Source organism: Pseudomonas fjordensis (genome assembly GCF_976987115.1).
In genome coordinates, this window is record NZ_OZ336860.1 from 702,812 (window position 1) to 727,826 (window position 25,015).

General features: G+C 62.1%; 16 protein-coding genes and 1 pseudogene. 6 read left to right on the plus strand and 11 right to left on the minus strand.

The features are described from left to right. Window positions 1-39: 39 nt before the first annotated feature. From fis to ACWHXD_RS03020, 9 genes and pseudogenes are all read right to left on the minus strand, one after another. Complete coding sequence (fis, locus tag ACWHXD_RS02980; RefSeq protein WP_002555375.1) at window positions 40-360, minus strand: DNA-binding transcriptional regulator Fis; 321 nt, start codon at window positions 358-360, stop codon at window positions 40-42. Continuing rightward, window positions 357-1,370, minus strand: coding sequence for a tRNA dihydrouridine synthase DusB (gene dusB / locus ACWHXD_RS02985; protein ID WP_034126416.1), 1,014 nt, complete (start codon window positions 1,368-1,370; stop codon window positions 357-359). Before dusB ends, fis begins: the two co-directional genes overlap by 4 nt. A 185-nt stretch (window positions 1,371-1,555) precedes the next feature. After that, window positions 1,556-2,818 (minus strand): DUF3426 domain-containing protein, encoded by a 1,263-nt coding sequence (locus ACWHXD_RS02990; RefSeq protein ID WP_138763451.1) that lies wholly within the window; start codon window positions 2,816-2,818, stop codon window positions 1,556-1,558. A 30-nt stretch (window positions 2,819-2,848) separates the two neighbouring features. Continuing rightward, window positions 2,849-3,727, minus strand: coding sequence for a 50S ribosomal protein L11 methyltransferase (gene prmA, locus ACWHXD_RS02995; protein WP_034134793.1), 879 nt, complete (start codon window positions 3,725-3,727; stop codon window positions 2,849-2,851). A 284-nt stretch (window positions 3,728-4,011) separates the two neighbouring features. Further along, window positions 4,012-5,373, minus strand: coding sequence for an acetyl-CoA carboxylase biotin carboxylase subunit (gene accC / locus ACWHXD_RS03000; protein ID WP_003188188.1), 1,362 nt, complete (start codon window positions 5,371-5,373; stop codon window positions 4,012-4,014). Between the two features lie 17 nt (window positions 5,374-5,390). Then, on the minus strand, window positions 5,391-5,855 hold the full coding sequence (gene accB / locus ACWHXD_RS03005; protein WP_003188191.1) for an acetyl-CoA carboxylase biotin carboxyl carrier protein: 465 nt from the start codon (window positions 5,853-5,855) through the stop codon (window positions 5,391-5,393). Between the two features lie 24 nt (window positions 5,856-5,879). After that, a complete protein-coding gene (gene aroQ, locus ACWHXD_RS03010) occupies window positions 5,880-6,335 on the minus strand; it encodes a type II 3-dehydroquinate dehydratase (protein ID WP_014716732.1) in 456 nt (151 codons plus the stop codon). A gap of 296 nt (window positions 6,336-6,631) precedes the next feature. Further along, window positions 6,632-7,147, minus strand: a pseudogene (locus ACWHXD_RS03015) (methyl-accepting chemotaxis protein); the annotation flags it as partial. Between the two features lie 1,499 nt (window positions 7,148-8,646). Next, on the minus strand, window positions 8,647-10,317 hold the full coding sequence (locus ACWHXD_RS03020) for a response regulator (protein WP_138763449.1): 1,671 nt from the start codon (window positions 10,315-10,317) through the stop codon (window positions 8,647-8,649). Window positions 10,318-10,615: 298 nt separating this feature from the next. On the opposite strand from ACWHXD_RS03020, the gene ACWHXD_RS03025 reads away from it, so the two are divergent. From ACWHXD_RS03025 to speA, 4 genes are all read left to right on the plus strand, one after another. Next, window positions 10,616-11,683, plus strand: a complete 1,068-nt coding sequence (locus tag ACWHXD_RS03025; protein ID WP_032893759.1) for a DUF2333 family protein — start codon at window positions 10,616-10,618, stop codon at window positions 11,681-11,683. Window positions 11,684-11,685: 2 nt separating this feature from the next. Beyond that, window positions 11,686-12,222 (plus strand): NUDIX hydrolase, encoded by a 537-nt coding sequence (locus tag ACWHXD_RS03030; protein WP_138763448.1) that lies wholly within the window; start codon window positions 11,686-11,688, stop codon window positions 12,220-12,222. Window positions 12,223-12,528: 306 nt separating this feature from the next. Further along, entirely contained in the window at window positions 12,529-12,900 is a 372-nt protein-coding gene (locus ACWHXD_RS03035) for a translation initiation factor Sui1 (RefSeq protein WP_138763447.1), read from the plus strand. Window positions 12,901-13,043: 143 nt separating this feature from the next. Next, window positions 13,044-14,957 carry an arginine decarboxylase gene (gene speA / locus ACWHXD_RS03040; protein ID WP_003188203.1) on the plus strand — a complete coding sequence of 638 codons (1,914 nt, stop codon included), beginning with the start codon at window positions 13,044-13,046 and terminating at the stop codon, window positions 14,955-14,957. Between the two features lie 111 nt (window positions 14,958-15,068). Here the strand turns inward: speA and ACWHXD_RS03045 are convergent, their stop codons facing one another. After that, the gene (locus ACWHXD_RS03045) at window positions 15,069-16,412 is read right to left on the minus strand and encodes an MATE family efflux transporter (RefSeq protein ID WP_138763446.1); all 1,344 of its coding nucleotides are present in this window, start codon (window positions 16,410-16,412) and stop codon (window positions 15,069-15,071) included. A gap of 706 nt (window positions 16,413-17,118) precedes the next feature. On the opposite strand from ACWHXD_RS03045, the gene ACWHXD_RS03050 reads away from it, so the two are divergent. After that, complete coding sequence (locus ACWHXD_RS03050) at window positions 17,119-22,014, plus strand: alpha-2-macroglobulin family protein (protein ID WP_138763445.1); 4,896 nt, start codon at window positions 17,119-17,121, stop codon at window positions 22,012-22,014. A 132-nt stretch (window positions 22,015-22,146) separates the two neighbouring features. Here ACWHXD_RS03050 and ACWHXD_RS03055 read toward each other — a convergent pair whose 3' ends face one another. After that, entirely contained in the window at window positions 22,147-22,440 is a 294-nt protein-coding gene (locus ACWHXD_RS03055; RefSeq protein WP_003188208.1) for a hypothetical protein, read from the minus strand. A 224-nt stretch (window positions 22,441-22,664) separates the two neighbouring features. Here ACWHXD_RS03055 and pbpC point away from each other — a divergent pair, with 224 nt between their 5' ends. Next, on the plus strand, window positions 22,665-24,977 hold the full coding sequence (gene pbpC, locus ACWHXD_RS03060; RefSeq protein ID WP_138763455.1) for a peptidoglycan glycosyltransferase PbpC: 2,313 nt from the start codon (window positions 22,665-22,667) through the stop codon (window positions 24,975-24,977). Window positions 24,978-25,015: the final 38 nt, after the last annotated feature.

A 25,015-nucleotide genomic window follows, 5' to 3' on the forward strand; every position in this document is an offset into this window, starting at 1 on the left:
CCGGTTTTACGCGGGCGCCTTTCTGGTTTGATTGAATGCTTACAGCAAATCGTACTGCTTGAGCTTTTTGCGCAAGGTGCCACGGTTGAGGCCCAGCAGCTCACTGGCTTTGGTCTGGTTGCCCTTGACGTAGTTCATCACGCTTTCGAGCAAGGGCGCCTCGACTTCGGAGAGCACCAGGTTGTACACATCCGTGACGGAAGCGCCCTCAAGGTGGGCGAAATAATTGTGCAGCGCCTTCTCGACACTCCCGCGAAGGGTCTGGCCTTCTTCGCTCGGCGTGTTGAGGTGCTGTTTCAAATTGACGTTGTCGCTCACGGGTGTTGTTCCACTCACTAAAGTCTCGGTCATCATCGTCATGCGGCCACCCCTTCTCCATCCCCTGTTCCCAGGCTCTTGTCGCGTCCGGCGAAGAACTCACGAACGGTGGCGACCTGTGCCTGCGTTTCATCCAAACGATTGAACTGAGCGCGGAATTCCTTGGCGCCCGGCAAGGTGGCGAGATACCAGCCGACATGCTTGCGAGCAATGCGTACTCCCATCACGTCCCCATAGAAGGCGTGCAGGGCGGCCAGATGCTCTAGCAGAATACGTTCCACCTCGACCAACTCTGGTGCCGGCAAGACTTCACCGGTACGCAGGAAATGCTCGATTTCACGAAAAATCCACGGCCGCCCCTGGGCGGCCCGGCCAATCAACAAGCCATCGGCACCGGTCGCGTGCAGCACGCGCCGGGCTTTCTCGGCACTGTCGATGTCGCCATTGGCAAAGACGGGCATCGACACGGCCTGCTTGATCGCGGCAATGGTGTCGTACTCGGCTTCACCGGTATAAAGGTCGGCGCGGGTGCGGCCATGCACCGCCAGCGCTGTAATACCTGCCTGTTCAGCGATCTTCGCCACCGTCAGGCCATTCTTGTTGTCCCGGTCCCAACCGGTACGAATCTTCAGGGTCACCGGCACATCCACTGCGCCGACAACGGCCTGCAGGATCTCGGCGACCAACTGCTCATCTTTCAACAGTGCGGAACCGGCGGCCTTGTTGCAAACCTTCTTGGCCGGGCAGCCCATGTTGATATCGATGATCTGTGCACCCAGCTCCACGTTGGCCCGGGCTGCATCCGCCAGCATCTGCGCATCGCCACCGGCGATCTGCACCGAGCGTGGCTCGGGATCACCTTCGTGGATCATGCGCATCCGCGACTTGCGGGTGTTCCACAAACTCATGTCGCTGGTAACCATTTCAGAGACTACTAGACCCGCGCCCAAACGCTTGCACAGCTGACGAAAGGGCTGGTCGGTGACACCCGCCATCGGGGCGAGGATCAAGCCGTTTTGCAATGTGTATGGGCCGATGCGTACCGCCGACATAGGACTTCCCTGTTGTGGGGCCGGATCATTAGAGTTCGAAAAAGGGTTGGCATGATACCCGCTCTCGATGACTGGTTAAAGGCTGAATTGGATAAAATCTGAACAGTTACTTTTTTATCGCCATCGGTTTGGTCGACGGCGGCCAAGTCAATAATCCGCCGTCAAACCTCGGTGGGCACGCCGTTTCACTCGGGCGAATGGAAGCTCAGGCTGTAATTCACGGCTTTGTTGCCGGGGTCGAGGATGTCCAGAGAGATGTGGATCGGCGTCTGCGAGGGCATTTCGCTCACACCGGCCAACTCGCCGCTCAGGTATTCGGCGGGCTTGAAGCGACGACTGGCAATCAGGCTGCCGTTCAAATCCGCAAAGCGTAGCTCCAGCAGCGGGAAGGGCTGGGAGAAGGTCGCGCGGTTATAGAGGATGGCATCCACCACCAGCGCCCCGGCGAATTCGGGGTGGCTGCGCACCACCAGATTGCTGCTCTTTATATGGCTAATGTCGACCCGCGATGGCACGGTGCACCCCAGTTTCGGGCATAGCGCCTGGAACCAGGGACGGTAGGCGTCCTGGCGGGCCAGGTCGTCGAATTGGTAGGCGATGTACTGGCCGGCCAGGCCTGCGGCGGCGAGTACTACCAACAGTATCCAGACCAGACGGCGGCCCCAGCCTGACGGGCGCTTCTGCGCATACAGGTGCAGGGGGTCGTCTTCCAGGTCCTGGAGCAGCTCGTCGTGTACGCCGGCCTCCGTTCGTGCGCGCTTGCGTCGTGGCTGCGCGCGGTCTTCGGGTTCCGGCTCGTCGAGGGTGGGCGTCAGCGGCGGGTCGAGGTCTTCATCCTCGGCGGTGGTGTGCAGAGCCGGTTCGTCATCGAGGTCGTCGGTGTGGGCCGACATGGACGGTTCGGTGCGCTGTTTGGACGCAGGCGCCTTGGCCGGCTCGGGCTCTTGCTCTGGTGCCTGGGCGCGCTCTTCGGGTGGCTCACTGAACAGGCTGGCCGCCCATTTTTCTTCCTCGGCCTTGACCGTATCGCGGCTGGCGCTGAAGGACTCTTCCTTTTGCCGACGGTCGGCGCCTGGCTGGCGACGCTCGGCGCCCACGGCCTGGGTGTGCTGGATCTCGCGACGTTCCAGCCTGGCCAGTTCCTTGTCCAGGTTATCCAGGTCCAGCTCTTCAGCCGTCCACTGTTTCTGGCTGATGGCCCGCGGTGGTTCGGGAGGTGCTTCGCCAGTCGGTTCGCCAGTCGGTTCGACGGCCGGCTCAGCGGTGGTCGGCACCTCAGGTTCCGGCGCAGACGCCTGGGCCCGTTGCTCCAGCAACTGGCGTGCGGCGTTGAACACTTGCAGGCACGAGCCGCAACGCACCACGCCGCGGGCCACGCTCAATTGAGCGTGGTTGACGCGAAAGCGCGATTGGCAATGTGGGCACTGGGTGACGAAACTGTCGGTCATGCGGCCATCCGATTCAGGCAAGCGCTCATTCTAGCGCCGACGACCGCTGATGCGTACCCAACCATCACGGTTGGCGATCGGGTCCAGCTCGAAGTCCTTGGCGTAGGCCGCAGCCACGTCTTCACCTTGCTCGGCCAAGATGCCCGATAGCGCCAGGCGCCCGCCCGGCTTGACCAGGCTCGACAGTTGCGGCGCCAGCGACACCAGTGGCCCGGCGAGGATATTGGCGACCAGTACGTCGGCCTGAACCTGAGGCAGATCTTCAGGCAGGTAGAGTGGGAATTTGCCTTCGGCAATGTTGTTGCGCCCGGCGTTATCGCGGGAGGCTTCCAGGGCCTGCACGTCGATATCGGTGCCCACGGCCTCCTTGGCGCCCAGCAGCAGGGCGGCGATGGCCAGGATCCCCGAGCCGCAGCCGAAGTCCAGTACGTTGCTGTCGGTCAGGTCCTGGCCGTCCAGCCATTCCAGGCACAGGGCGGTGGTAGGGTGGGTGCCGGTGCCGAACGCCAGGCCCGGGTCCAGCAGCAGGTTCACCGCGTCTGGCTCGGGAGCGGCGTGCCAGCTTGGCACGATCCACAGGCGCTGGCCGAAGCGCATGGGCTGGAAGTTATCCATCCAGCTGCGTTCCCAGTCCTGGTCTTCGATGACTTCGCTGTGATGCTCGGGCAGCGGGCCGCCGGTGAGCAGTTCCATATGGGCCAGCACGGCAGCGGCGTCGGTGCCGTCTTCGAACAGGGCCAGCAAGTGGGTGTGGGACCACAGCGGCGTGGTGTTGAGTTCTGGTTCGAAGATCGGCTGGTCTTCGGCGTCCATGAAGGTCACCGACACGGCGCCCACTTCGAGGAACGCGTCTTCGTAGGTTTCGGCTTGTTCTGGGCTGATGGCGAGACGGACTTGCAGCCAAGGCATGGCGGGCACCTTTGAAAAAAATGAATGTGCGGCGGGCAGGCCGCGAAAGCGCGCAAGTTTACGCGAGCAGCGGGCAGAAGACGACACTACAGACTGCACCCGGTCAAAATGTGGTGCTTGTGTGGGAGCCGGGCTTGCCCGCGATGCAGGCACCTCGGTTTTTCTGCCAGACCGAGGCGATGCCATCGCAGGCAAGCCAGCTCCCACACAAGCCAGCTCCCACAGGGTTTCGGTGGCCCAGAAACAACAAAACCGCCCGAAGGCGGTTTTGTTGGGTGGAGCACTTACTGGTTGGCCAGCTTGTGTTCCAGGTAGTGAATGTTCACACCACCTTCGCAGAAGCCTTCATCACGAACCAGGTCCCGATGCAGCGGGATGTTGGTTTTGATGCCGTCGACCACGATTTCGTCCAGGGCATTGCGCATACGGGCCATGGCCTCGTCGCGGGTGGCGCCCCAGGTGATCAGCTTGCCGATCAGTGAGTCGTAGTTGGACGGAACCTTGTAGCCGCTGTACAGGTGCGAATCCACACGTACGCCGTTGCCGCCGGGCGCGTGGAAATGCTTGACCAGGCCAGGGCTTGGGATAAAGGTTTTCGGGTCTTCGGCGTTGATGCGGCACTCCAGGGAGTGGCCGTGCATCTTCACGTCGTCCTGGGTAAAGGACAGCACGTTACCGGCGGCGATGCTCAGCATCTCCTTGACGATGTCGATACCGGTGACCATCTCCGAAACCGGGTGCTCTACCTGCACGCGAGTGTTCATCTCGATGAAGTAGAAGCGGCCGTTCTCGTAGAGGAACTCGAAGGTACCGGCGCCACGGTAGTTGATGTCGATGCACGCCTTGACGCAGCGTGCCAGGACTTCCTGGCGGGCTTTCTCGTCCAGGCCCGGAGCCGGGGCTTCTTCCAATACCTTCTGGTGACGACGTTGCAGCGAGCAATCGCGGTCGCCCAGGTGGATGGCGTGGCCCTGGCCGTCGGACAGTACCTGGACTTCCACGTGACGTGGGTTGGTCAGGTACTTCTCCAGGTAGACCATCGGGTTGCCGAACCAGGCGCCCGCTTCGGAGCGGGTCTGCTTGGCGGCTTCGATCAGGTCTTCTTCCTTGTGCACCACGCGCATGCCGCGACCACCACCGCCACCGGCGGCCTTGATGATCACCGGGTAGCCGACTTCGCGACCAATGCGCAGAGCGGTTTCTTCGTCTTCAGGCAGTGGGCCGTCGGAGCCTGGAACGGTTGGCACGCCGGCTGCGATCATGGCGTCCTTGGCCGAGACCTTGTCGCCCATCAGGCGAATGGTTTCGGCTTTGGGGCCGATGAAGGCAAACCCGGATTTTTCCACCTGTTCGGCAAAATCGGCGTTTTCCGCGAGGAAGCCGTAGCCTGGGTGGATGCCATCAGCGCCGGTCACTTCTGCCGCGGCGATGATGTTCGAGACTTTCAGGTACGAGTTCGTGGCCAGTGGCGGGCCGATGCAGATGCTTTCGTCCGCCAGTTTCACGTGCATCAATTCGGTATCGGCCGTCGAGTAAACAGCGACGGTCTTGATGCCCTCTTCCTTACAGGCGCGCAGGATACGCAGCGCGATCTCGCCGCGGTTGGCGATCAGGACTTTTTGCAGTTTCTTCGCAGGTTTCAACATCGAAGGCGCTCCGCGGTTCAAACGATGGTGAACAGCGGCTGGTCGTACTCAACCGGCTGACCGTTTTCTACCAGGATGGATTCAATGACGCCGGCTTTTTCCGCGGTGATGTGGTTCATCATTTTCATCGCTTCAACGATGCAGATGGTGTCGCCCACTTTCACGGTCTTGCCCACTTCAACGAAGGCTGGCGAGGTCGGTGCCGGGGTGCGGTAGAACGTACCGACCATTGGCGACTTGACCACGAAACCATTCAGCGCAGGCGCGGCTGGGGCGGCAGGTGCAGCGGCGGCGGCAGGTGCGGCAGCCGGTGCAGCAGCGGCTGGAGCCGGCGCTTGCATCTGTGGCGCGTAGAACTGTTGGGCCGGGGTCTTGCTGTGACGGCTGATCCGTACGGACTCTTCGCCTTCCTTGATTTCCAGCTCGTCGATACCGGATTCTTCCAGCAGTTCGATCAGTTTCTTAACTTTACGGATATCCATGAATCATCAACTCCCAAGGGTCGGTCAGGGGCGTTTAGCCTGTTCTTCAATGTGTTCCAGGGCGGCCTCCAGGGCCAGTCGGTAACCGCTGGCGCCAAGGCCGCAGATCACTCCTACCGCTACGTCGGAGAAGTAAGAGTGATGGCGGAAAGCTTCGCGTTTGTGCACGTTCGATAAATGCACTTCGATGAATGGGATGCTCACCGCTAGCAACGCGTCACGTAATGCAACGCTTGTGTGCGTAAAAGCGGCGGGATTGATCAGAATAAAGTCCACGCCTTCGCCGCGCGCGGCATGGATGCGATCAATCAATTCATACTCGGCATTGCTTTGCAGGTAGAGCAAATGGTGGCCGGCTTCACGTGCCCGTCGTTCCAGGTCGAGGTTGATCTGGTCGAGGGTCACTGCCCCGTAGACGCCCGGTTCACGGGTGCCGAGCAGGTTCAGGTTGGGTCCGTGAAGAACCAGTAAGGTCGCCATTGGCTGTTCCTTGTTATTGGTGTGGGTGCGTCAGAACCCGGCGACTATGCCGCAAAGCCTTTGTGACTGTCCAGTTCTATGCAGTAGCCGGCACGATTAGCGAGGATTGCGCAAAATTTGTGACTGTGGTCTTAGATCCAGTCATCGCTGGTACGGCACTGAGATCGCTGGAGACCTATTGTGGGAGCGGGCTTGCTCGCGAATGCGGTGGATCAGCTAAAGATGCCTTGACTGACACACCGCATTCGCGAGCAAGCCCGCTCCCACATTTGGTCTACACCGGGCGGGATATCGGGTCAGACGCGAAAGGCTTGCACGGCGGTAGTCAGTTGCCCGCCCAGCACCAGTAGGTGCTCGCCTTGGCTGCGGCCCTGGCCAATGCGCAGCAAATTATCCTCACCCAATTGATGAATCCGCTCACTGTTGTCGCGTATCTCGCTCACGGCTCCACTTTGTTGCGCGGTCACATCGGCAATGCGTACGGCGGTATCGGAGATGGTCTGGATCGCGCCGACGATTTCATCCAGCGCGCCATCCGCCGCCTGGGCTTGCTGGGCGGTGGCTTCGGCGTGTTCGACCTGGGCGCGCATGCCTTCTACTGACTGGTGCGCGGCGGTTTGCAGGCCGGCGATCAGGCCCTGGATTTCGGCGGTGGCACCGGCAGTACGCTGGGCCAGGGAGCGTACTTCGTCGGCCACTACGGCGAAACCCCGCCCGGCCTCACCGGCACGGGCGGCTTCGATGGCGGCGTTGAGGGCCAGCAGGTTGGTCTGGTCGGCAATCGAGCGAATCACCGTGAGCACGCCGCCGATGGTGGCGGACTCTTCGGCGAGTTTTTCGATCATCTGCGCATTTTGCTGCACTTCACCCACCAAGGCATGCAGCCCGGTGAGGCTCAGGCCGATCACGCGCTGGCCTTGCTCCACGGCCTGGCCCGCACTGCGGCTGGCTCCGGCCGCCTGACTGGCATCCCCGGCAACTTGCTGGATGGTGGCTTCCAGTTCGCCCAGGGAATCACGAATTTGCGCCGTGTCGCCGGCCTGGCGTTCGGCGCCGTCGTGCAGGCCGCTGCTCAGTTCGGCCAGGGCGCGGCTGCTGCCCGCCACTTCTTCGGCATTGCCACGGATGGTGCCGACCAAGTCCACCAGATAGGCGCGCAGGCGGTTGAGGGAGGCCTCGATATCGTGCAGTTCACGGTTGGTCTTGCCCAGGGCGATCGGCTGGCTGAAGTCGCCTTCGGCCCAGGTCGACAAGGCCGGCGCCAGGTTGGTCAACACGCGCGCCAGGCGGCGTTGCAGGGTGTCGATCAGCAATGCGATCAGCAGGATCAGGCCAATCATCACGCCTTGTATCACACGCACTTCGCCCTGAATCTTCGCATGTTGCGCGCGCACCACGGGTTCGAGGCCGGCGATGGCTTGTTGCACGTTGGCGATTTTCAAGCGGGTGCTGGCGGCGAGGTCAGTGCGTTGCTGAATCTGCTCGCGGGTGCGCTGCAACTCGGCGGGGTAGCGGTTCAGCAGGCTGTTGAGCTCGCGCTTGAGGTCAACGCCGGTATCCTGGGCTTCGGTTTTTTCGGTGTTTTCCAGGCCCATCAGCGCGGAAAAATCGTCGGTGTTGGATTCTGCGCTGGCCTTTATTCCCAATAGGGGCAGCTGCGCGAGCAGGTCGGCCTGGGTTCGCAGGTTAGTCACTTCGCGCTCGACATCCACAGCCAACTCGGCGCGCCCGCTGCTCACCAGCTTGTCGCGGGCCAGGGACAGTTTGCCCAGGTGCTGTGAGGCGGCGAGCAATGGCGGCATATAGCGCGCAGCCTCCGCGGAATTGACGCCGCTGGCGTACTGGCTCAGTTGTTCCAGGTTCGCGCCCAGTTCACGTTCGGCTTGCAGCAACAGGGCTTGCGGGTCGCCAGCCAATTTACCGGCGGCCAACAAGTCAGTCTTGCTGAAGGTTTCCAGCTCCATAAGGCTGGGGCGCAGGTTTTGCGCCAATTCGGGCGGCAGTTCCGCTAGCTGCAGTTGCAGGCTTTCCAGGCTCTGGGTGGCACTGCTCAGGCGCAGGGCATCGCCGCTGGCCAAGTAGTCCTCGATGTTACGGGCAGCCTGGTTTTGAAAGACCTGGGACAACCCCAGGTAGCGCTCCATCAACAAGTACGGGCGCTCCAGCGCCCGTTGCGACCACCACAGCGTCGCCCCGAGCGCCAGGCACACGGCCACCAGCAGAAGGGTATTGAGATTGGTCAGCAGCTTCAGGCGCATGCGGGGTTTCAACCGACGGCAAGAGATAAGCGCCTGAATTTATTGCGTTTGTATTACAGCGTTATGACCGAATCGGTGGATTCTGGTGAAAAGATGGCACTTTGCTTTGATGTGCGAGCGGCTTGCACGCGGTTGCGTCCGGCGTCCTTGGCGCGGTACAGCGCTTCGTCAGCCTGAGCGGCCATCATCAGGCTGTCGGAATCGTCGCACAGCTCCACCAGGCCGGCGCTGAAGGTGCACCACAAATCCTGCGGTTGGGCGGGGTAGTGGATTTCTGCAAAGCGCTGGCGAATGTCGTCCAGCACCTTGCAGGCCGAATCCAGGTCGGTGTCGGGCATCACGATGGCGAATTCTTCACCGCCGTAGCGGCCGATGTAATCGGTCTTGCGCAAACGCTGCTTCAGAAACAATGCCAGGCTCTTGATCACCCGGTCGCCCATCGGGTGGCCGTGGCTGTCATTGACGCGCTTGAAGTGGTCGATATCGAGCATGGCAAAGCTAAGAGGCTTGTTCTCGCGGCGGGCGCGGAAGCTGCAATCTTCGAGCAGTTGCAGGATATGCGTGTGGTTGTACAGCCCGGTGAGGCTGTCGCGCACCATCCGTGCCTTCAAGTTGCGCGCACGCGAAGCACGGTTGCGCACGGTAGTGATCAGGTGGCGCGGCTTGATCGGTTTGGTGAGGAAATCGTCACCGCCCTCGCTCATCGCATCCAGCTGTTTATCCAGGTCGTCCTCAGCCGACAGGTAGATGATCGGCACACTGACGTAGCGGTCGTTGTGGCGAATCACCTTGGCCAGTTCGGTGCCCGTACAGGCAGGCATGTACATGTCGAGGATGATCAGGTCGGGCTGGAAATCCGCCAGCTCGGCCATGGCCTGGATCGGTTCGATCAAGGTGCGGGTGATAATCCCGGCACTGTTGAGCAGGCGTTCGGTGTGCAGCGCCTGGGCCCGCGAGTCGTCGATGATCAGCACTTTGTACGGTTCATACTGGGCCGCGCAGGTCAGCACTTCGATCTTTTCCAGCAGGCTTGAAGCCTCCAGGGTGCCGGTCAGGAACTCTTCGCCACCGGCGCGCACGGCGGCCAGGCGCGTCGGGGTGTCGGTTTCGTGCAGGCTGAAAAACAACAGCGGCAGCTTGTGCTCCAGGCCCTCTTGGGCTTCTGCGGCGAGCTTCAGGCCCAGGCCCGTACCGCAGAAGTCCACGTCCATCACAATCGCCGACGGCAAGCGCTCGGCCATGGCCGCGTGAAAGGCAGCGACGCTGTCCAGGGCGTGGGCGCTCATGCCAAAGAATTCGAGCTGCTTGGCCAGGCGCTCGGCGCGGTCATGGTCGGCGAGCATCACGTAGATCGGCTTGCGCATCGGCGGCAGGAAGGTTTGCTCAAGCTGATCGCCCTGGCGCAGGCCGGTGCGCGACAGGCGTTGCATCAAGCGGTTGAGCTCGGTGATCAGTTGGCTGCTCAGGCGGCCACGGTTCTCGTCCACGGCTTGCAGGGATTCACTGATATGCCGTGCCAGTTGCGTGTGTTCGGGCTGTTCGAAGCGTTCGGCGAAGCGCTGCAGGCGCAGGTTGGCTTCGCTGAGTTCGGAAAAATCGGCGTTCGACCACTCGCTGCGTTGCAGGCGCTGCCAGATCTCAAGAATTTGACGTGCCTGATGAATTACCCGCTGGGCAAAGTGCTGCTTGAGACGCTCGCGGCTGGGGTCTTCTGACTCGGTCATATCCTGACTACTGTGAGGGTGCATGCTGAGGTCGACTGATGGCGCTATGCTAGCACCTCTTTTCTGATAGATGAGTGTCATACGTCAATTAAGTCTGCATGCCTGAGATTCAGTTATTGACCGGCTGGTCGCCCAGCGTAAAAGGTGTGCATCCTTTATAGTCCAAGCGGCCCGGTGCGCCACTTTCGTGTAAAAGCCCCGCACCGATGGGCACGATGGGGTAGGGTTGTGGTCGGAATGTCTGAACGCACCCGGACAATTGACGTGCATGAACTCAAGTGATTGAAAGGATATCGCCATGCTGGACTGGAAAAACCGCGAAGGCAGTGCCAAAGGCCCCGCCCCTGAGCCCAAGTCGGCCAACCGCAGCTATTTTCGCAACCTGCTGATGAGCCGGGCTTTGCTCAGCATCATCGGCCTGTACCTGCTGGTCACCGGTGGCCTGGGTTGGTACTGGAGCCAGGAGCCGGCGCTGTTTCCGGTCCAGCAAACCGCCCAGCTTGCCGCCGAGAAAGAAGGCAAGCAGATAGTGGTGGGCTACACCACCGTCGAGACCCTCAAGACCGTGGTCGGCACCTTGCTGAACAAACCGGGCGGTTATATTTCCAACGACCGTTTCCCGCCGGGCTTGTGGATGGACAACATGCCAAGCTGGGAATATGGCGTGCTGGTGCAGGTGCGTGACCTCACCCGTGCCCTGCGTAAAGACTTTGCCCGCTCCCAGTCGCAGTCGGCTGAAGACGCGGACCTGGCCAAGGCTGAGCCGCGCTTCAACTTCGATAACAAGAGCTGGGTGCTGCCTTCCAGTGAGTCGGAATATCAGGAAGGCATCAATTCCCTGAGCCGCTACGAAGCGCGCCTGTCTGACCCGAACCAGCGCGGCGCGCTGTTTTATGCGCGTGCCGACAACCTCAACAACTGGCTGGGCGATGTGGCCACCCGTTTGGGCTCGTTGTCCCAGCGCCTGTCGGCCAGTGTGGGCCGGGTCAAGTTGAACACGGCGCTGAAAACCGAGGCGCTGGCGCCGGGTGAAGTGCCCCAGGTCGATGAAGAAGTGGTGGAAACCCCATGGATGCAGATCGACAACGTGTTCTACGAAGCGCGCGGCCAGGCGTGGGCCCTGTCCCATCTGTTGCGTGCCATCGAGGTCGACTTTGCCGACGTACTGGCCAAGAAAAACGCCACCGTCAGCGTGCGCCAGATCATTCGTGAGCTGGAGGCCTCGCAGGAACCGGTATGGAGTCCTATGATTCTTAACGGCAGTGGCTTCGGTGTACTGGCGAACCATTCGCTGGTGATGGCCAACTACATTTCCCGGGCAAACGCTGCAGTGATCGACTTGCGTCAGCTCCTCAACCAGGGTTGATGATGGACGCTACTCAAAAGGAGGCCGCACACCGAGCGGCTTCCGATGCTGAACTGATCTGCTGGGTCGACGAGCAGGACCACCTGCTCGGCCACCTGGTCAGGTCTGACCTGCGCCAGCGCGGCTTGATTGGCCGTTGCACTTTTATCTTCCTGTTCAATTCCAAAGGCGAGCTGTGTGTGCACCGGCGCACGCTGAGTAAAGCCCTGTATCCGGGGTTCTGGGATACGGCGGCGGGCGGGATGGTGGCGGCGGGAGAAAGCTATGCCCTGTCGGCACAGCGGGAATTGGCCGAAGAGCTGGGCGTGAGTGGCGTGGAGCTGGTCGAGCACGATCATTTTTACTTTGAAGATGGCGACAGCCGTCTTTGGTGTACTTCCTACTCTGCCGTCTGGGACGGCCCGCTGTGCTTGCAGCCTGAAGAGGTCATGGAGGCGCGTTTTCTACCCATTGAAACGGTGCTTGCAGAGGCCGAGCAAAAGTCTTATTGCCCGGACGCCCAAGAGGGCTTGCGGCGCTATCTGGCCTCGCGTCGCTAAAGTTGTATAAATTGGCGCCATTTGGCTCTTAGCAACTTGGCTTTTTGCCGTTACACTGCGCGCCTTTTCACCCGAACCGCTATTGTTTCACCCTGTAGGAGCGAGCTTGCTCGCGAAAAACGCCAAGACACCGCGTGCTGCCTGAATGCCCGCGTTATCGTTGACGACCTTCGCGAGCAAGCTCGCTCCTACAGTGGTGGTGGCCTTGACGGTTCGGTAGCGCTGCCCCTGCCTGAGTGGGGCTTCGCGGTCGGTTACTGCCTTGTGCGGCACCGATCAGTCTTCATCCTCCCAAGAGGATTGCCGGTGGCCAAAAAAGCCGCATCCTTCGCCGCCCTTGGTGGCCTGGTATTTTCCACCGACGCAGGTCGACACTGCCCGGACTGTCGTCAGCCCGTGGATTCGTGCACCTGCAAACAGACCCTGATCCCCGAAGGCGACGGTATTGCCCGCGTGCGTCGCGAGAGCAAAGGCCGTGGCGGCAAGACGGTGACTACCATCACCGGCGTGCCCCTGGCTGAAGACGCCCTGAAGGAATTGTCCACCTCGCTGAAAAAGCGCTGTGGCACCGGTGGCGCGTTGAAAGACGGTGTCATCGAGATCCAGGGCGATCACGTCGAGTTGCTGTTGGCCGAGCTGATCAAGCTCGGGTACAAGGCCAAGAAGTCCGGCGGCTGAAAGCCTCTTCCAAACCTGTGGCTAAACTCTGTCCTGCCAATGGGGTCTACTTCCCTTGCAGGCAAATCGTCATTTTCATTCTTTAGACTGCGCCAGCCTCGAACGAGAGGTGGCGCCTTCGCCTTCATTTATAGGGGACTTCGATGTCCGTACGACGCACACGCAAAGACGATGGCAGCCAATGGACAGTTGCGGACAGCCGCAGTGTTTACGGGATTCGCCATTGGGGGGCCGGGTATTTCGCGATCAATGAAGCCGGTCGCGTAGAAGTCCGTCCGAACGGCCCGAACAGCACGCCCGTCGACCTGTACGAGCAAGTCGATGAGCTGCGCAAAAGCGGCCTGTCGTTGCCGCTGCTGGTGCGCTTCCCCGATATCCTGCAAGACCGCGTGCGCCAATTGACCGGTGCCTTCGATGCCAACATCGAGCGCCTGGAATACCAGAGCAAGTACACCGCGCTGTACCCGATCAAGGTGAACCAGCAGGAAGCAGTGATCGAGAACATCATTGCTACCCAGAACGTCTCCATCGGCCTGGAAGCCGGCTCCAAGCCTGAGCTGCTGGCCGTGCTGGCCCTGGCGCCGAAGGGCGGCACCATCGTCTGCAACGGTTACAAAGACCGTGAGTTCATCCGCCTGGCGCTGATGGGCCAGAAGCTCGGCCACAACGTGTTCATCGTGATCGAGAAAGAGTCCGAGGTAGGGCTGGTGATCGAAGAGGCGGCGAGCCTCAAGGTCAAGCCACAGGTGGGCCTGCGTGTGCGCCTGTCGTCCCTGGCATCAAGCAAGTGGGCCGACACCGGTGGCGAAAAATCCAAATTCGGTCTGTCGGCGGCGCAGCTGCTGTCGGTGGTCGAGCGCTTCCGCGCGGCCGGCCTGGACCAGGGCATCCGCTTGCTGCACTTCCATATGGGCTCGCAGATCGCCAACCTGGCTGACTACCAGCACGGGTTCAAGGAAGCCATTCGTTACTACGGCGAACTGCGCAACCTCGGCCTGCCGGTGGACCACATCGACGTCGGCGGTGGCCTGGGCGTGGACTACGACGGTACCCACTCGCGCAACGCCAGTTCGATCAACTACGACATGGACGACTACGCCGGCGTGGTGGTGGGCATGCTCAAGGAATTCTGCGACGCGCAGAGCCTGCCGCACCCGAACATCTTCTCCGAAAGCGGCCGTTCCCTGACCGCTCACCACGCCATGCTGGTGGTGCAGGTGACGGACGTCGAGAAGCACAACGACGAAATCCCGACCATCGAAAACAAGGAAAGCCTGCCCGAAACCGTGCAATGGCTGGTGGACCTGCTGGGCCCGACCGACATCGAGATGGTCACCGAAACCTACTGGCGCGCCACCCACTACATGAGCGACGTGGCGGCCCAGTACGCCGATGGCAAGCTGACCCTGGCGGAAAAAGCCCTGGCCGAACAGTGCTACTTCGCGGTGTGCCGTCGCCTGCACAACTCGCTGAAAGCCCGCCAGCGCTCGCACCGCCAGGTGCTGGACGAACTCAACGACAAGCTGGCCGACAAGTACATCTGCAACTTCTCGGTATTCCAGAGCTTGCCGGACACCTGGGCTATCGGCCAGGTCCTGCCGATCCTGCCGCTGCACCGCCTCGACGAAGAGCCGCTGCGCCGCGCCGTGCTGCAAGACCTGACCTGCGACTCCGACGGCAAGATCAAGCAATACGTCGACGAGCAGAGCATCGAGACCAGCCTGCCGGTTCACGGCTTGAACGAAGGCGAAGACTACCTGCTGGGTATCTTCCTGGTCGGCGCCTATCAGGAAATCCTGGGCGACATGCACAACCTGTTCGGTGATACCGACTCGGTGAACATCTACCAGCGTGAAGACGGCTCGGTGTATAGCGCCGGGATCGAGACCCACGACACCATCGAAGACATGCTGCGCTATGTGCACTTGTCGCCGGAGGAGTTGATGACGCATTACCGTGACAAGTGTGCGAGCGCGAAGATCTCGGCGTCCGAGCGTACCCAGTTCCTGGATGCGTTACGTCTTGGCCTGACGCGTTCTTCGTACCTGTCCTCGTAATAAAAATGTGGGAGCGGGCTTGCCCGCGATGGCGGAGTGTCAGGCAACAGTTAAGGGGCTGACACACCGCCATCGCAGGCAAGCCAGCTCCCACATTGGGTCTGCGTTCCTTCAGGTTGTTCCCAGCCACTGTCCTTGCCGATTCAGGCGCCAGGCTATCGCCCACAGCGTCAGGCTGCGCACCGCCATGAACAGCAGGAAGGTGATCCACAACCCGTGGTTGCCCAGCCCCTGCAAGGCCCAGGCAACCGGCAGTACCAGCAGCACCGTCAGCAACATTCCATTGCGCATCTCCCGCGCGCGCGTTGCGCCGATAAACAAGCCATCAAGTAGATAACTCCACACTGCAATCAACGGCAATACCGCGAGGTAAGGCAGGTAGATGTCGGCGGTTTCGCGCACGCTGGGAATATCGGTTTGCATGGCGATAAACAGATGGCCAGCGAAGGTGAACAGCAGGGCGAAGCCGACGCTGGCGATCAGTGACCAACCGCAGGCCACCACCAATGACCGCCGTAACGCTTGCCGGTCACGGGCGCCGATGGCGTGGCCGCAGAGGGCTTCGACCGCATGGGCCAAGCCATCCAGTGCATGAGCCGTCAGTAACAGGCCGTTAAGCAGCAGCGCATTGGCGGCCACCGTGGCATCGCCCAACCGTGCGCCTTGTACCGTGATCATGAAGAACACCGACTGCAGCGCCAGGCTGCGGATGAAGATGTCGCGGTTGACCGCCAGCAATGGGCGCCAGCTTTGCCACAGTTTCAAGGCGGCCCAAGCGATATGCCCAGGATAGGCACGCAGGGCTTTTTGCGTGAGCGCCAGGCCGAGCAGGGCGCCGGTCCACTCGGCGATTACCGAGGCGCGGGCGGAGCCGACCACGCCCCAGTCCAGGCCGAGTACAAACCACAGGTTAAGCGCGATGTTCACCAGGTTGGTGGTCAGCAAAATCGCCAACGGCGCCCGCGCGTTCTGGGTGCCGAGGAACCAGCCGACCAGTGCATAGCTGGCGAGGGCGGCGGGCAGGCCGAACAGGCGGGTGTGGAAAAACTCGCGGGTCAGTTGGTTCAGTTCGGGCGAGGGCTGCATCCATTCCAAGGCCAGGTGGCTCAGGGGAATACCCACCGTGCCCAGCAGCATTGCCAGGCCCAGCGCCAGCAACAAGCCTTGCAACAGGATCTGCCGCAACGCCGCCCCATCGTTGCGCCCGGCGGCTTGGGCGGCGAACCCGGTGGAGCCCATGCGCAGGAAGCCCATGGCCCAGGCGAGGAAGGTATACAGGCTGGCACCGACAGCCACGGCGCCCAGTTGGTGGGCGTGGGGCAGGTGGCCGATGACCATGCTGTCTACGAGGGCGACCAAGGGCACGGAGATATTCGACAGGATCATCGGCGCGGCCAGGGCCCAGACGCGGCGGTGGGTGGGGCGGTGGCGCCAGTCGGTCAATAAGGTGGACATGCAGTCTCCTTCGGGGGAGCGGCATTGTAACCGGCCAATGTGGGAGCTGGCTTGCCTGCGATGGCGGCCTCCCAGCCGATACCTATCTACCTGACACCCCAACGATCCAACTGTGGGAGCGGGCTTGCTCGCGAAGGCGGCCTGGCAGGCGACACAGTTGGATTGGGTATATATCCATTGCTGCGGTAACGGCTACTTAGGGTTCCGCCTGACGGCGGGTCACTTTGGAAAAGAGCCCCAAAGTAACCAAAGGGCTCTTGCCCCACCACTCGGCACCTCGCCTAGGCTCGGTGTGCCCGTAATCCGCCAGTGATTTGGGGGGCCGCCGCCACGCGCCATCCATGGCGCGGGGCGGCTAAACCGGCATCCCTGCCGGTTTACCCCCAAATCCCTGTCGAATTCCGGCCAGCGTGGTTTGACGGGGCGCTTAAGATCAAGATCAAAAGCAGATCAAGAGCAGATCAAGAGCGGCTCGCTTCGCATCGTGGTTACCGTCGGGTGCTACAGGCTGCAAAGTTGTGTAGATAGACAAGCCAGTTGCTCCCACATGTTGATCTTGATCGCCAATGGTTGTGGGATTTGGCTCGGCTTCATGCCTACCTAGAACCAACCGCCCCTCCGTCGGTCAATGTGACCGGCACCGCAGCGGCTTGGTCGGCGCTGATATATAGTTCACCCCTCGGTTCCCTCTGACTATGAGTGCCCCATGCTTAACAAAGGACTGTTCCTGGCCTGCGCGCTGGCCCTGCTGAGCGCTTGCGATTCTTCCGATAAACCCGCTGCGCCGCCTGCGCCCACCGTGGCGGCAGCGCCGAAGCCGGTGAAAGCCGCGGTAGATGTGGCGGCGCTCAAGCAGCGTTATGCCGGGCGCGAGCTGAGCGTGGTGGACGTGTCCGAGGTGCAGTTGGACGGGGCCAGCACCTTGTCGGTGAGTTTTTCCATCCCCTTGGACCCCGATCAGAAATTCGCCGACAAGCTGCACTTGGTAGACAGCACGTCCGGCAAGGTCGATGGCGCCTGGGAACTGTCCGATAACCTGATGGAACTGCGCCTGCGCCACCTTGAGCCGCAGCGCAAGCTGGTGCTGACCGTGGACGCCGGGGTGAAGGCGGTCAACGGCAACAGCCTCGCCGCCGAATACAGCGCCCGCCTGGAAACCCGCGACCTGCAAGCCACCGTTGGCTTCGCCAGCCGTGGCACGTTGTTGCCGACGCGCCTGGCCGAGGGCCTGCCGGTGATCGCGTTGAATGTCGACAAGATCGACGTGGAATTCTTCCGGATCAAACCCGAATCCCTGCCGTCGTTCCTGGCGCAGTGGGGGCGCAATACCAGCCTGCAAAGCTATGAGTCCCGTGAACTGCTGCCGATGGCCGAGCTGGTCTACGGCGGGCGTTTCGACCTGAACCCGGCGCGCAATACCCGCGAAACCCTGTTGCTGCCGATTGCTGGCCTCAAACAACTGCAACAACCCGGCGTGTACCTGGCGGTGATGCGCGCTTCAGGCACCTACAACTATTCGCAACCGGCCACCCTGTTCACCTTGAGCGATATCGGCCTGTCGGTGCACCGCTATGCCAATCGCCTGGATGTGTTTACCCAGGCGCTGGAAGGCGGCAAGGCACTCAACGGCGTCGAACTGGAAATCCTCGATGCCGAAGGCCGCGTGCTCGGCCAGGGTAAGACCGAGGACGGTGGCCACGCCGAGTTGCCGCTGCCGAAAAAAGCCCAGGTGTTACTGGCCAAGCAGGGCGAGCAAACCAGCCTGCTGCGCCTGGACAGCGCCGCGCTGGACCTGGCCGAGTTCGATATCGGCGGGCAACCGTCCCACCCGTTGCAGTTCTTTGTGTTCGGCCCGCGTGACCTGTATCGCCCTGGCGAAACCGTGCTGCTCAACGCGCTGTTGCGTGACAAGGATGGCAAGGCGGTGAAGCCGCAACCGGTCAGCGTCGAAGTGCGGCGCCCGGATGAGCAGGTGAGTCGCAAGTTCGTGTGGGAGGCCGACGCGTCCGGCCTGTATCAATACCCGTTGCAGCTGGCTGGCGAAGCGCCGACCGGGCGTTGGCAGTTGGTGTTCGATCTCGGCGACGGCAAGCCGCAACTCTATGAATTCCTCGTCGAAGACTTCCTGCCCGAGCGCCTGGCGCTGGAACTCAAGGGCAGTGACACGGCGCTGAGCCCGGAGGAAAACCCGGTCATCCAGGTCAATGGTCGTTACCTCTACGGCGCGCCCGCATCCGGTAACCGCGTCAGTGGCCAGGTGTACGTGCGCCCACTGCGTGAGGCGGTCAAATCCCTGCCGGGCTACCAGTTCGGTTCCGTCACCGAAGAAGAGCTGAGCCAGGATTTCGAACTGGACGAAAGCGTACTCGACGCTAACGGCGAGCAAGCGCTGACCCTGGAAAGCAAGTGGGCCGAGGCCAAGTCACCGTTGCAACTGATCGTGCAAGCCAGCCTGCAAGAGTCCGGGGGGCGGCCGATCACCCGGCGTCTGGTGCAGCCGATCTGGCCGGCCGAGCAACTGCCGGGCCTGCGTGGCCTGTTTGACGGCAAGGAAACCAACGGCGATGGCCCGGTGGAGTTCGAAGTGCTGGTGGCCAACCAGGACGGTCAGAAGCTGGCCGCCCAAGACCTCAAGGTGCGCCTGGTGCGCGAGCGTCGCGACTACTACTGGAACTACTCGGAGAATGACGGCTGGAGCTACCACTTCAACGAGAAATTCCTCAACCTCGATGAGCAGAGCCTGAACATCAAGGCGGGCGACACCGCCAAGGTCAGCTTCCAGGTGGAGTGGGGCCCTTACCGTGTGGAGGTTGAAGACCCGCAGACCGGGCTGGTCAGCAGCCTGCGCTTCTGGGCCGGCTACCAGGCCCAGGACAACACCGAAGGCGGCGCCGTGCGCCCCGACCAGGTCAAGCTGGCGTTGGACAAACCCGCCTATGGCGATGGCGACACCGCCAACGTCACCGTCACGCCCCCGGCGGCCGGTAAAGGCTACCTGTTGGTGGAGTCTGCCGAAGGGCCGCTGTGGTGGCAGGAAATCGACGTGCCGGCCGAAGGCAAGAGCTTTGCGGTGAAACTCGACCCGAAATGGTCGCGCCACGATCTGTATGTGAGCGCCCTGGTCATTCGTCCTGGCGAGCGCAAAGCCAATATCACGCCTAAACGCGCCGTGGGCTTGCTGCATCTGCCGCTGGATCGCACCCAGCGCAAACTCGGCCTGACCCTCACCGCGCCAGAAAAAATGCGTCCCAAACAACCGCTGACGGTGAAGATCGCCGCCAAGAACGCCGATGGCAGCGTGCCCCAACAGGTGCACGTACTGCTGGCGGCGGTGGACGTGGGCATCCTCAATATCACCGAATACCCAACGCCTGATCCGTACGCCAGCCTGTTTGGCCGCAAAGCCTATGGCGTCGACCAATTCGACATCTACGGCCAGTTGATTGAAGCCGGCCAGGGGCGCCTGGCCAGCCTGGCATTTGGGGGTGACGCGGCGTTGGCCAAAGGCGGCAAGCGCCCGGACACCAGCGTGACCATCGTCGCCCTGCAAAGCGCCCCGGTGACCTTGAACGAGAAAGGCGAGGGTGAAGTCAGCGTCAATATCCCCGACTTCAATGGCGAACTGCGCCTGATGGCCCAAGCCTGGAGCGAGGATCGCTACGGCATGGCCGAAGGCAAGACGGTGATCGCCGCCCCGCTGATTGCCGAGTTGTCAGCACCGCGCTTCCTGGCAGGAGGCGACCAGACCACCTTGGCCCTGGACCTCTCCAACCTGTCGGGCAAGGCCCAGAAACTCGATGTGCAGTTGACCGCACAAGGTCAGTTGCAGTTGGTCAACAGCGGCGCGCAATCGGTTGAGCTCAAGCAAGGCCAGCGCACCACCTTGCGTATTCCGGTACAAGCCTGGGGCGGGCTCGGCCAGGGCAAGGTCACGGTCACCGTCAACGGCCTGGACCTGCCGGGTGAAAACCTGCCGCCGTTCAGCCGCGAATGGACCCTGGGCGTACGCCCGGCGTACCCGGCCTTGCTCAAGCATTACCGCGCAGTGCTCAAGGACCAGCCGTGGAGCTTGCCATCGGGCGCACTGGATCAATTCGATGCGTCGGGGCGCGAGGCGTTGTTGAGCCTGTCGAGCCGGCCGCCGTTGAACCTTGGCGCGCAGATCAGTGCACTCAAGGCTTACCCCTACGGTTGCCTGGAGCAAACCGCCAGTGGCTTGTACCCCTCGCTGTACGCCGACGACGCGCTGCTCAAGCGCCTGAGCATCAAGGGCGAGCCGGATGCCGAGCGTAAGCGCAAGATCGAATTGGGCATCGAGCGCCTGCTGGGCATGCAGCGCTACAACGGCAGCTTCGGTTTGTGGGGCGCCGATGGCGAGGAAGAATATTGGCTGACCGCCTATGTCACCGACTTCTTGCTGCGCGCCCGCGACCAGGGTTTTGCCGTACCGCCTGAAGCCTTGAAGAAGGCCAGCGAGCGCCTGTTGCGGTATGTGCAGGAACGTAACCTGATCGAGGTGGAGTACAGCGAAAACGCCGAACACACCCGGTTTGCCGTGCAGGCCTATGCCGGCATGGTGTTGGCGCGCAGTCAGCAGGCGCCGTTGGGTGCGTTGCGCAGCCTGTTCGAACGGCGCAGCGACGCACGCTCCGGCTTGCCGCTGGTGCAGTTGGCCATTGCGCTGCAGAAAATGGGTGACCAGCCGCGTGCGGATCAGGCGTTGTTGGCCGGCTTGGCGGCGCAGCGCAATGCTAATGAGTGGCTGGCCGACTACGGTAGCCCGTTGCGCGACCAGGCGATGATCCTGGCGTTGCTGGAGGAGAACGACTTGGCCAAGGGTCAGCGCGAGGAGCGGTTGTTCACCCTGTCGGATCAGTTGGCGGCCAGCCCGTACCTGTCGACCCAGGAGCGTAATTCGCTGTTCCTGGCCGGGCGCCTCGGGTTCGCCAAGCCGGAAACGAACTGGCAAGTGTCGCTCACCGGCAGCGGCGGTGTGCGTGAGTTGAACAACCAGCAATCGACGTTGCAATTGGACGGCGCACTGCTCTCCAGCGACCTGGCCTTGAGCAATCAGGGTGAAGCGCCGGTGTACCAACAATTGACGGTTTCGGGTTATCCACAGGTGCCGCCAGCGGCCGGTGGCAACAACCTGAGTATCCGCCGCGAATACCTGGGCATGAACGGCCAGCCGTTGAACCTGCGTAACCTCAACAGCGGTGATCTGGTGCTGGTGCACTTGGCGGTCAGCGCCAAGCAACGCGTACCGGATGCTCTGGTGGTCGACCTGTTGCCTGCCGGCCTGGAGCTGGAAAACCAGAACCTGGCCCAAAGCGCGGCGAGCCTTGAGAACGCCAGCAGCCAAGTGAAGGAATGGCGTGAGTCGATGCAGAATGCCTCGCTCAAGCATCAGGAATTCAGGGACGACCGCTATGTGGCGGCGATGAATCTGGATGGCTATGGCACCACGCACTTGCTGTACCTGGCGCGCGCGGTGACCCCGGGAACCTACCGCGTGCCGCCGCCGCAGGTGGAGTCGATGTATCGGCCGAACTGGCAGGCAGTGGGTGAGACGCCAGTGGATATGGTGATCAAGGGCCGCTGAAAGCCACTGTAGGAGCGAGCTTGCTCGCGAAAAACGTCAACGATAACGCGTGCTTCCTGAATCAACGCGGCGTCTGTGAGTTTTTCGCGAGCAAGCTCGCTCCTACAGGAGGGGAATCGAGTGGTTGTAATGTCAGTGCACGACCCAACTCAGCAACCACAGCCCCAGCATCAGCCAGATGATGCCCACGATAATCGAGGCCCGCATAAAGGCGCGTACCGCCGAGTAGAGGAACAACAGGCCGACGATCAGGGTGATGATGCTGATGATCGAGGTGTCCATGCCCAAGGTGCGTGACAGGCCATCGATAAAGTTGCCGCCGGCGTGGGTCAAGGCCCCGAACAAACCGCTGAGCCCGTCGACGATAAAGCGGATGACGGAACCGAGCGCCTGGCCCAACCATTCGAAAAAGCTTTCTACCTGCATGTGCGTGTCCTGATAAGAAGGTGGGCGTAACTGTGCCTTTGGTTGTCGATAACGCAGGCGAGTTCCCTGCAAGCATAGAGGTTTGCCCGTTTGAGTTTTAGTTTAATCACCTGCGGATGTACTCAGTTCAATGTGGGAGCTGGCTTGCCTGCGATAGCGGTGGGGCAGTTGTGGATAAGTTGACTGATCCTGCGCTATCGCAGGCAAGCCAGCTCCCACAGTTATTGCGCTGGGCTTTGGGTGGTGTGGTGTTGGTGGTTGCCCTGCTATGGCTGGCCGATCGCATCTGGCCCTTACCTCTGCCCCAGGACGATCTGGCCCGAGTGGTGCTGGCCGAAGATGGCACACCCCTGTGGCGATTTGCCGATGCCAATGGCGTATGGCGCTACCCGGTACACACCAGTGATGTCTCACCGTATTACCTCGACGCGCTGCTCACCTATGAAGACCGTTGGTTCTACCAGCACCCCGGCGTAAACCCGTTGGCGCTGGTGCGGGCGACCTGGCAAAACCTGAGCGGTGCGCGGGTGGTCTCCGGCGGCAGCACCTTGTCGATGCAAGTGGCGCGCCTGCTCGACCCGCACTCACGCACCCTGCACGGCAAGTTGCGCCAACTGTGGCGTACCGCGCAGTTGGAGTGGCACCTGTCCAAGGACGAAATCCTCAACCTGTACCTGAACCGCGCGCCTTTCGGCGGCACGCTGCAGGGCGTGGCGGCGGCGAGTTGGGCCTACCTGGGCAAGTCACCGTCACAGCTGACCCACGCCGAAGCCGCGTTGCTCGCGGTGTTGCCCCAGGCGCCGAGCCGTTTGCGCCCGGACCGTCATCCGCAACGCGCCCAAGAGGCCCGCGACAAAGTGCTGCGCCGCCTGGCCGAGTTTAAGGTGTGGCCGCAATCGGCGGTCGATGAAGCCCTGGAAGAACCCCTGTTGCTCGCCCCACGCCTGGAGCCGAGCCTGGCGCCCTTGCTGGCGCGCCGCCTGAACCGCCCCGACAGTCCGCCACTGATTCGCACCACCCTGGATGCCACCCTGCAACGCCGTCTCGAAGACCTGCTGCTGGGCTGGCGCGCACGCCTGCCGGAACACACGTCGGCGGCCATTCTGGTGGTGGAAGAAGAAAGCATGGCGGTGCGCGCCTACCTGGGGTCGGTGGATATCAACGACACCAAGCGCTTTGGCCATGTGGACATGATCAGCGCGCTGCGTTCGCCCGGTTCCACCCTGAAACCTTTTCTCTACGGCATGGCGTTGGATGACGGCCTGATTCACTCCGAATCCCTGCTGCAGGACGTGCCTCGACGCTATGGCGATTACCGCCCAGGCAACTTTTCCATGGGCTTTACCGGGGCGGTGCCGGCGAGCACGGCGTTGTCCAGCTCGTTGAATCTGCCGGCGGTGCAACTGCTGGAAGCCTACGGGCCCAAGCGCTTTGCCGCACAGATGCGCATCGGTGGCATGCCGTTGGCGTTGCCGGCGTTGGCCGAGCCGAACCTGGCGCTGATCCTCGGCGGCGCGGGCAGTCGCCTGGAAGATCTGGTGAGCGGCTACAGCGCCCTGGCCCGCGATGGCAAGAGCGCCACCCTGCGGTTACAGCCGGACGATACGCTCAGGGAGCGGCCGTTGCTGTCGCCCGGCGCCGCATGGATTGTGCGGCGCATCCTCAGCGGCCAGGCGCGCCCCGATCGCGACCCGCGCGCCGAGTTGGTCCAACGCCCGGTGCTGGCGTGGAAAACCGGTACCAGCTATGGCTTTCGTGATGCCTGGGCGATTGGCGTGGGCCCGCGTTATCTGATCGGCGTCTGGATCGGCCGGCCCGATGGCACGCCGGTACCGGGGCAATTCGGCCTGGCGTCGGCAGCGCCGCTGATGTTGCAGGTGCATGACGTACTGACCAACCGCGACAGCCAGCGCGGCATCAGTGCGCCGGTCAAACCGGTGCCGGCCAATATCGGCGTGGCAGCGATCTGTTGGCCGCTGGGCCAGCCCATGAGCCGCAGCGATCCCAATTGCCGCCGCCAGCGTTTTGCTTGGACCCTGGACAACACCACGCCGCCGACCTTGCAGGCATTGGATCAACCCTTGAGCGTGGGCTTGATGGAAAGCATCTGGGTCAACGCCAAAGGCTTGCGGGTCGATGCCCGTTGCCCTGGCGCAACCCCGCAAAACATCGCCCTGTGGCCGGCGCCGTTGGAGCCCTGGTTGCCAAGAATTGAACGCCGTGAAGCACGCATCCCGGCGGCTGACCCGGATTGCCCACCACCGGCGCTGGCTGCGGCGTCGCCATTGTCCATTGTGGGAGTGCGCGAAGGCGACCAACTGCGCCTGCCCGCTGCCAGTCAACAAGCCTTGCGCCTGAAAATCTCGGCGTTGGGCGGCAGTGGCCGGCGTTGGTGGTTTCTCAATGGTGCGCCGTTGGGCGACAGCGCGAACCAGGACAGCATCAATGCCAGTTTTGAACGGCTGGGCCGCTATCAGCTCAGCGTATTGGATGAAGCCGGTCAAACCGCCAGGCTCGAGTTCAGCGTTATCGACTGATCGTTCCCACGCTCTGCGTGGGAACGCCGCCTGGGACG

Excerpts from the sequence above, each read along its gene's own strand:
- fis (WP_002555375.1), bottom strand. The coding sequence starts at position 360 with ATGACGATGATGACCGAGACTTTAGTGAGTGGAACAACACCCGTGAGC.
- ACWHXD_RS03030 (WP_138763448.1), top strand. The coding sequence starts at position 11,686 with ATGGACGCTACTCAAAAGGAGGCCGCACACCGAGCGGCTTCCGATGCT.
- ACWHXD_RS03020 (WP_138763449.1), bottom strand. The coding sequence starts at position 10,317 with ATGACCGAGTCAGAAGACCCCAGCCGCGAGCGTCTCAAGCAGCACTTT.
- ACWHXD_RS03055 (WP_003188208.1), bottom strand. The coding sequence starts at position 22,440 with ATGCAGGTAGAAAGCTTTTTCGAATGGTTGGGCCAGGCGCTCGGTTCC.
- ACWHXD_RS03025 (WP_032893759.1), top strand. The coding sequence starts at position 10,616 with ATGCTGGACTGGAAAAACCGCGAAGGCAGTGCCAAAGGCCCCGCCCCT.
- speA (WP_003188203.1), top strand. The coding sequence starts at position 13,044 with ATGTCCGTACGACGCACACGCAAAGACGATGGCAGCCAATGGACAGTT.
- aroQ (WP_014716732.1), bottom strand. The coding sequence starts at position 6,335 with ATGGCGACCTTACTGGTTCTTCACGGACCCAACCTGAACCTGCTCGGC.
- ACWHXD_RS03045 (WP_138763446.1), bottom strand. The coding sequence starts at position 16,412 with ATGTCCACCTTATTGACCGACTGGCGCCACCGCCCCACCCACCGCCGC.
- prmA (WP_034134793.1), bottom strand. The coding sequence starts at position 3,727 with ATGCCTTGGCTGCAAGTCCGTCTCGCCATCAGCCCAGAACAAGCCGAA.
- dusB (WP_034126416.1), bottom strand. The coding sequence starts at position 1,370 with ATGTCGGCGGTACGCATCGGCCCATACACATTGCAAAACGGCTTGATC.
- ACWHXD_RS02990 (WP_138763451.1), bottom strand. The coding sequence starts at position 2,818 with ATGACCGACAGTTTCGTCACCCAGTGCCCACATTGCCAATCGCGCTTT.
- ACWHXD_RS03050 (WP_138763445.1), top strand. The coding sequence starts at position 17,119 with ATGCTTAACAAAGGACTGTTCCTGGCCTGCGCGCTGGCCCTGCTGAGC.
- accC (WP_003188188.1), bottom strand. The coding sequence starts at position 5,373 with ATGTTGAAACCTGCGAAGAAACTGCAAAAAGTCCTGATCGCCAACCGC.
- accB (WP_003188191.1), bottom strand. The coding sequence starts at position 5,855 with ATGGATATCCGTAAAGTTAAGAAACTGATCGAACTGCTGGAAGAATCC.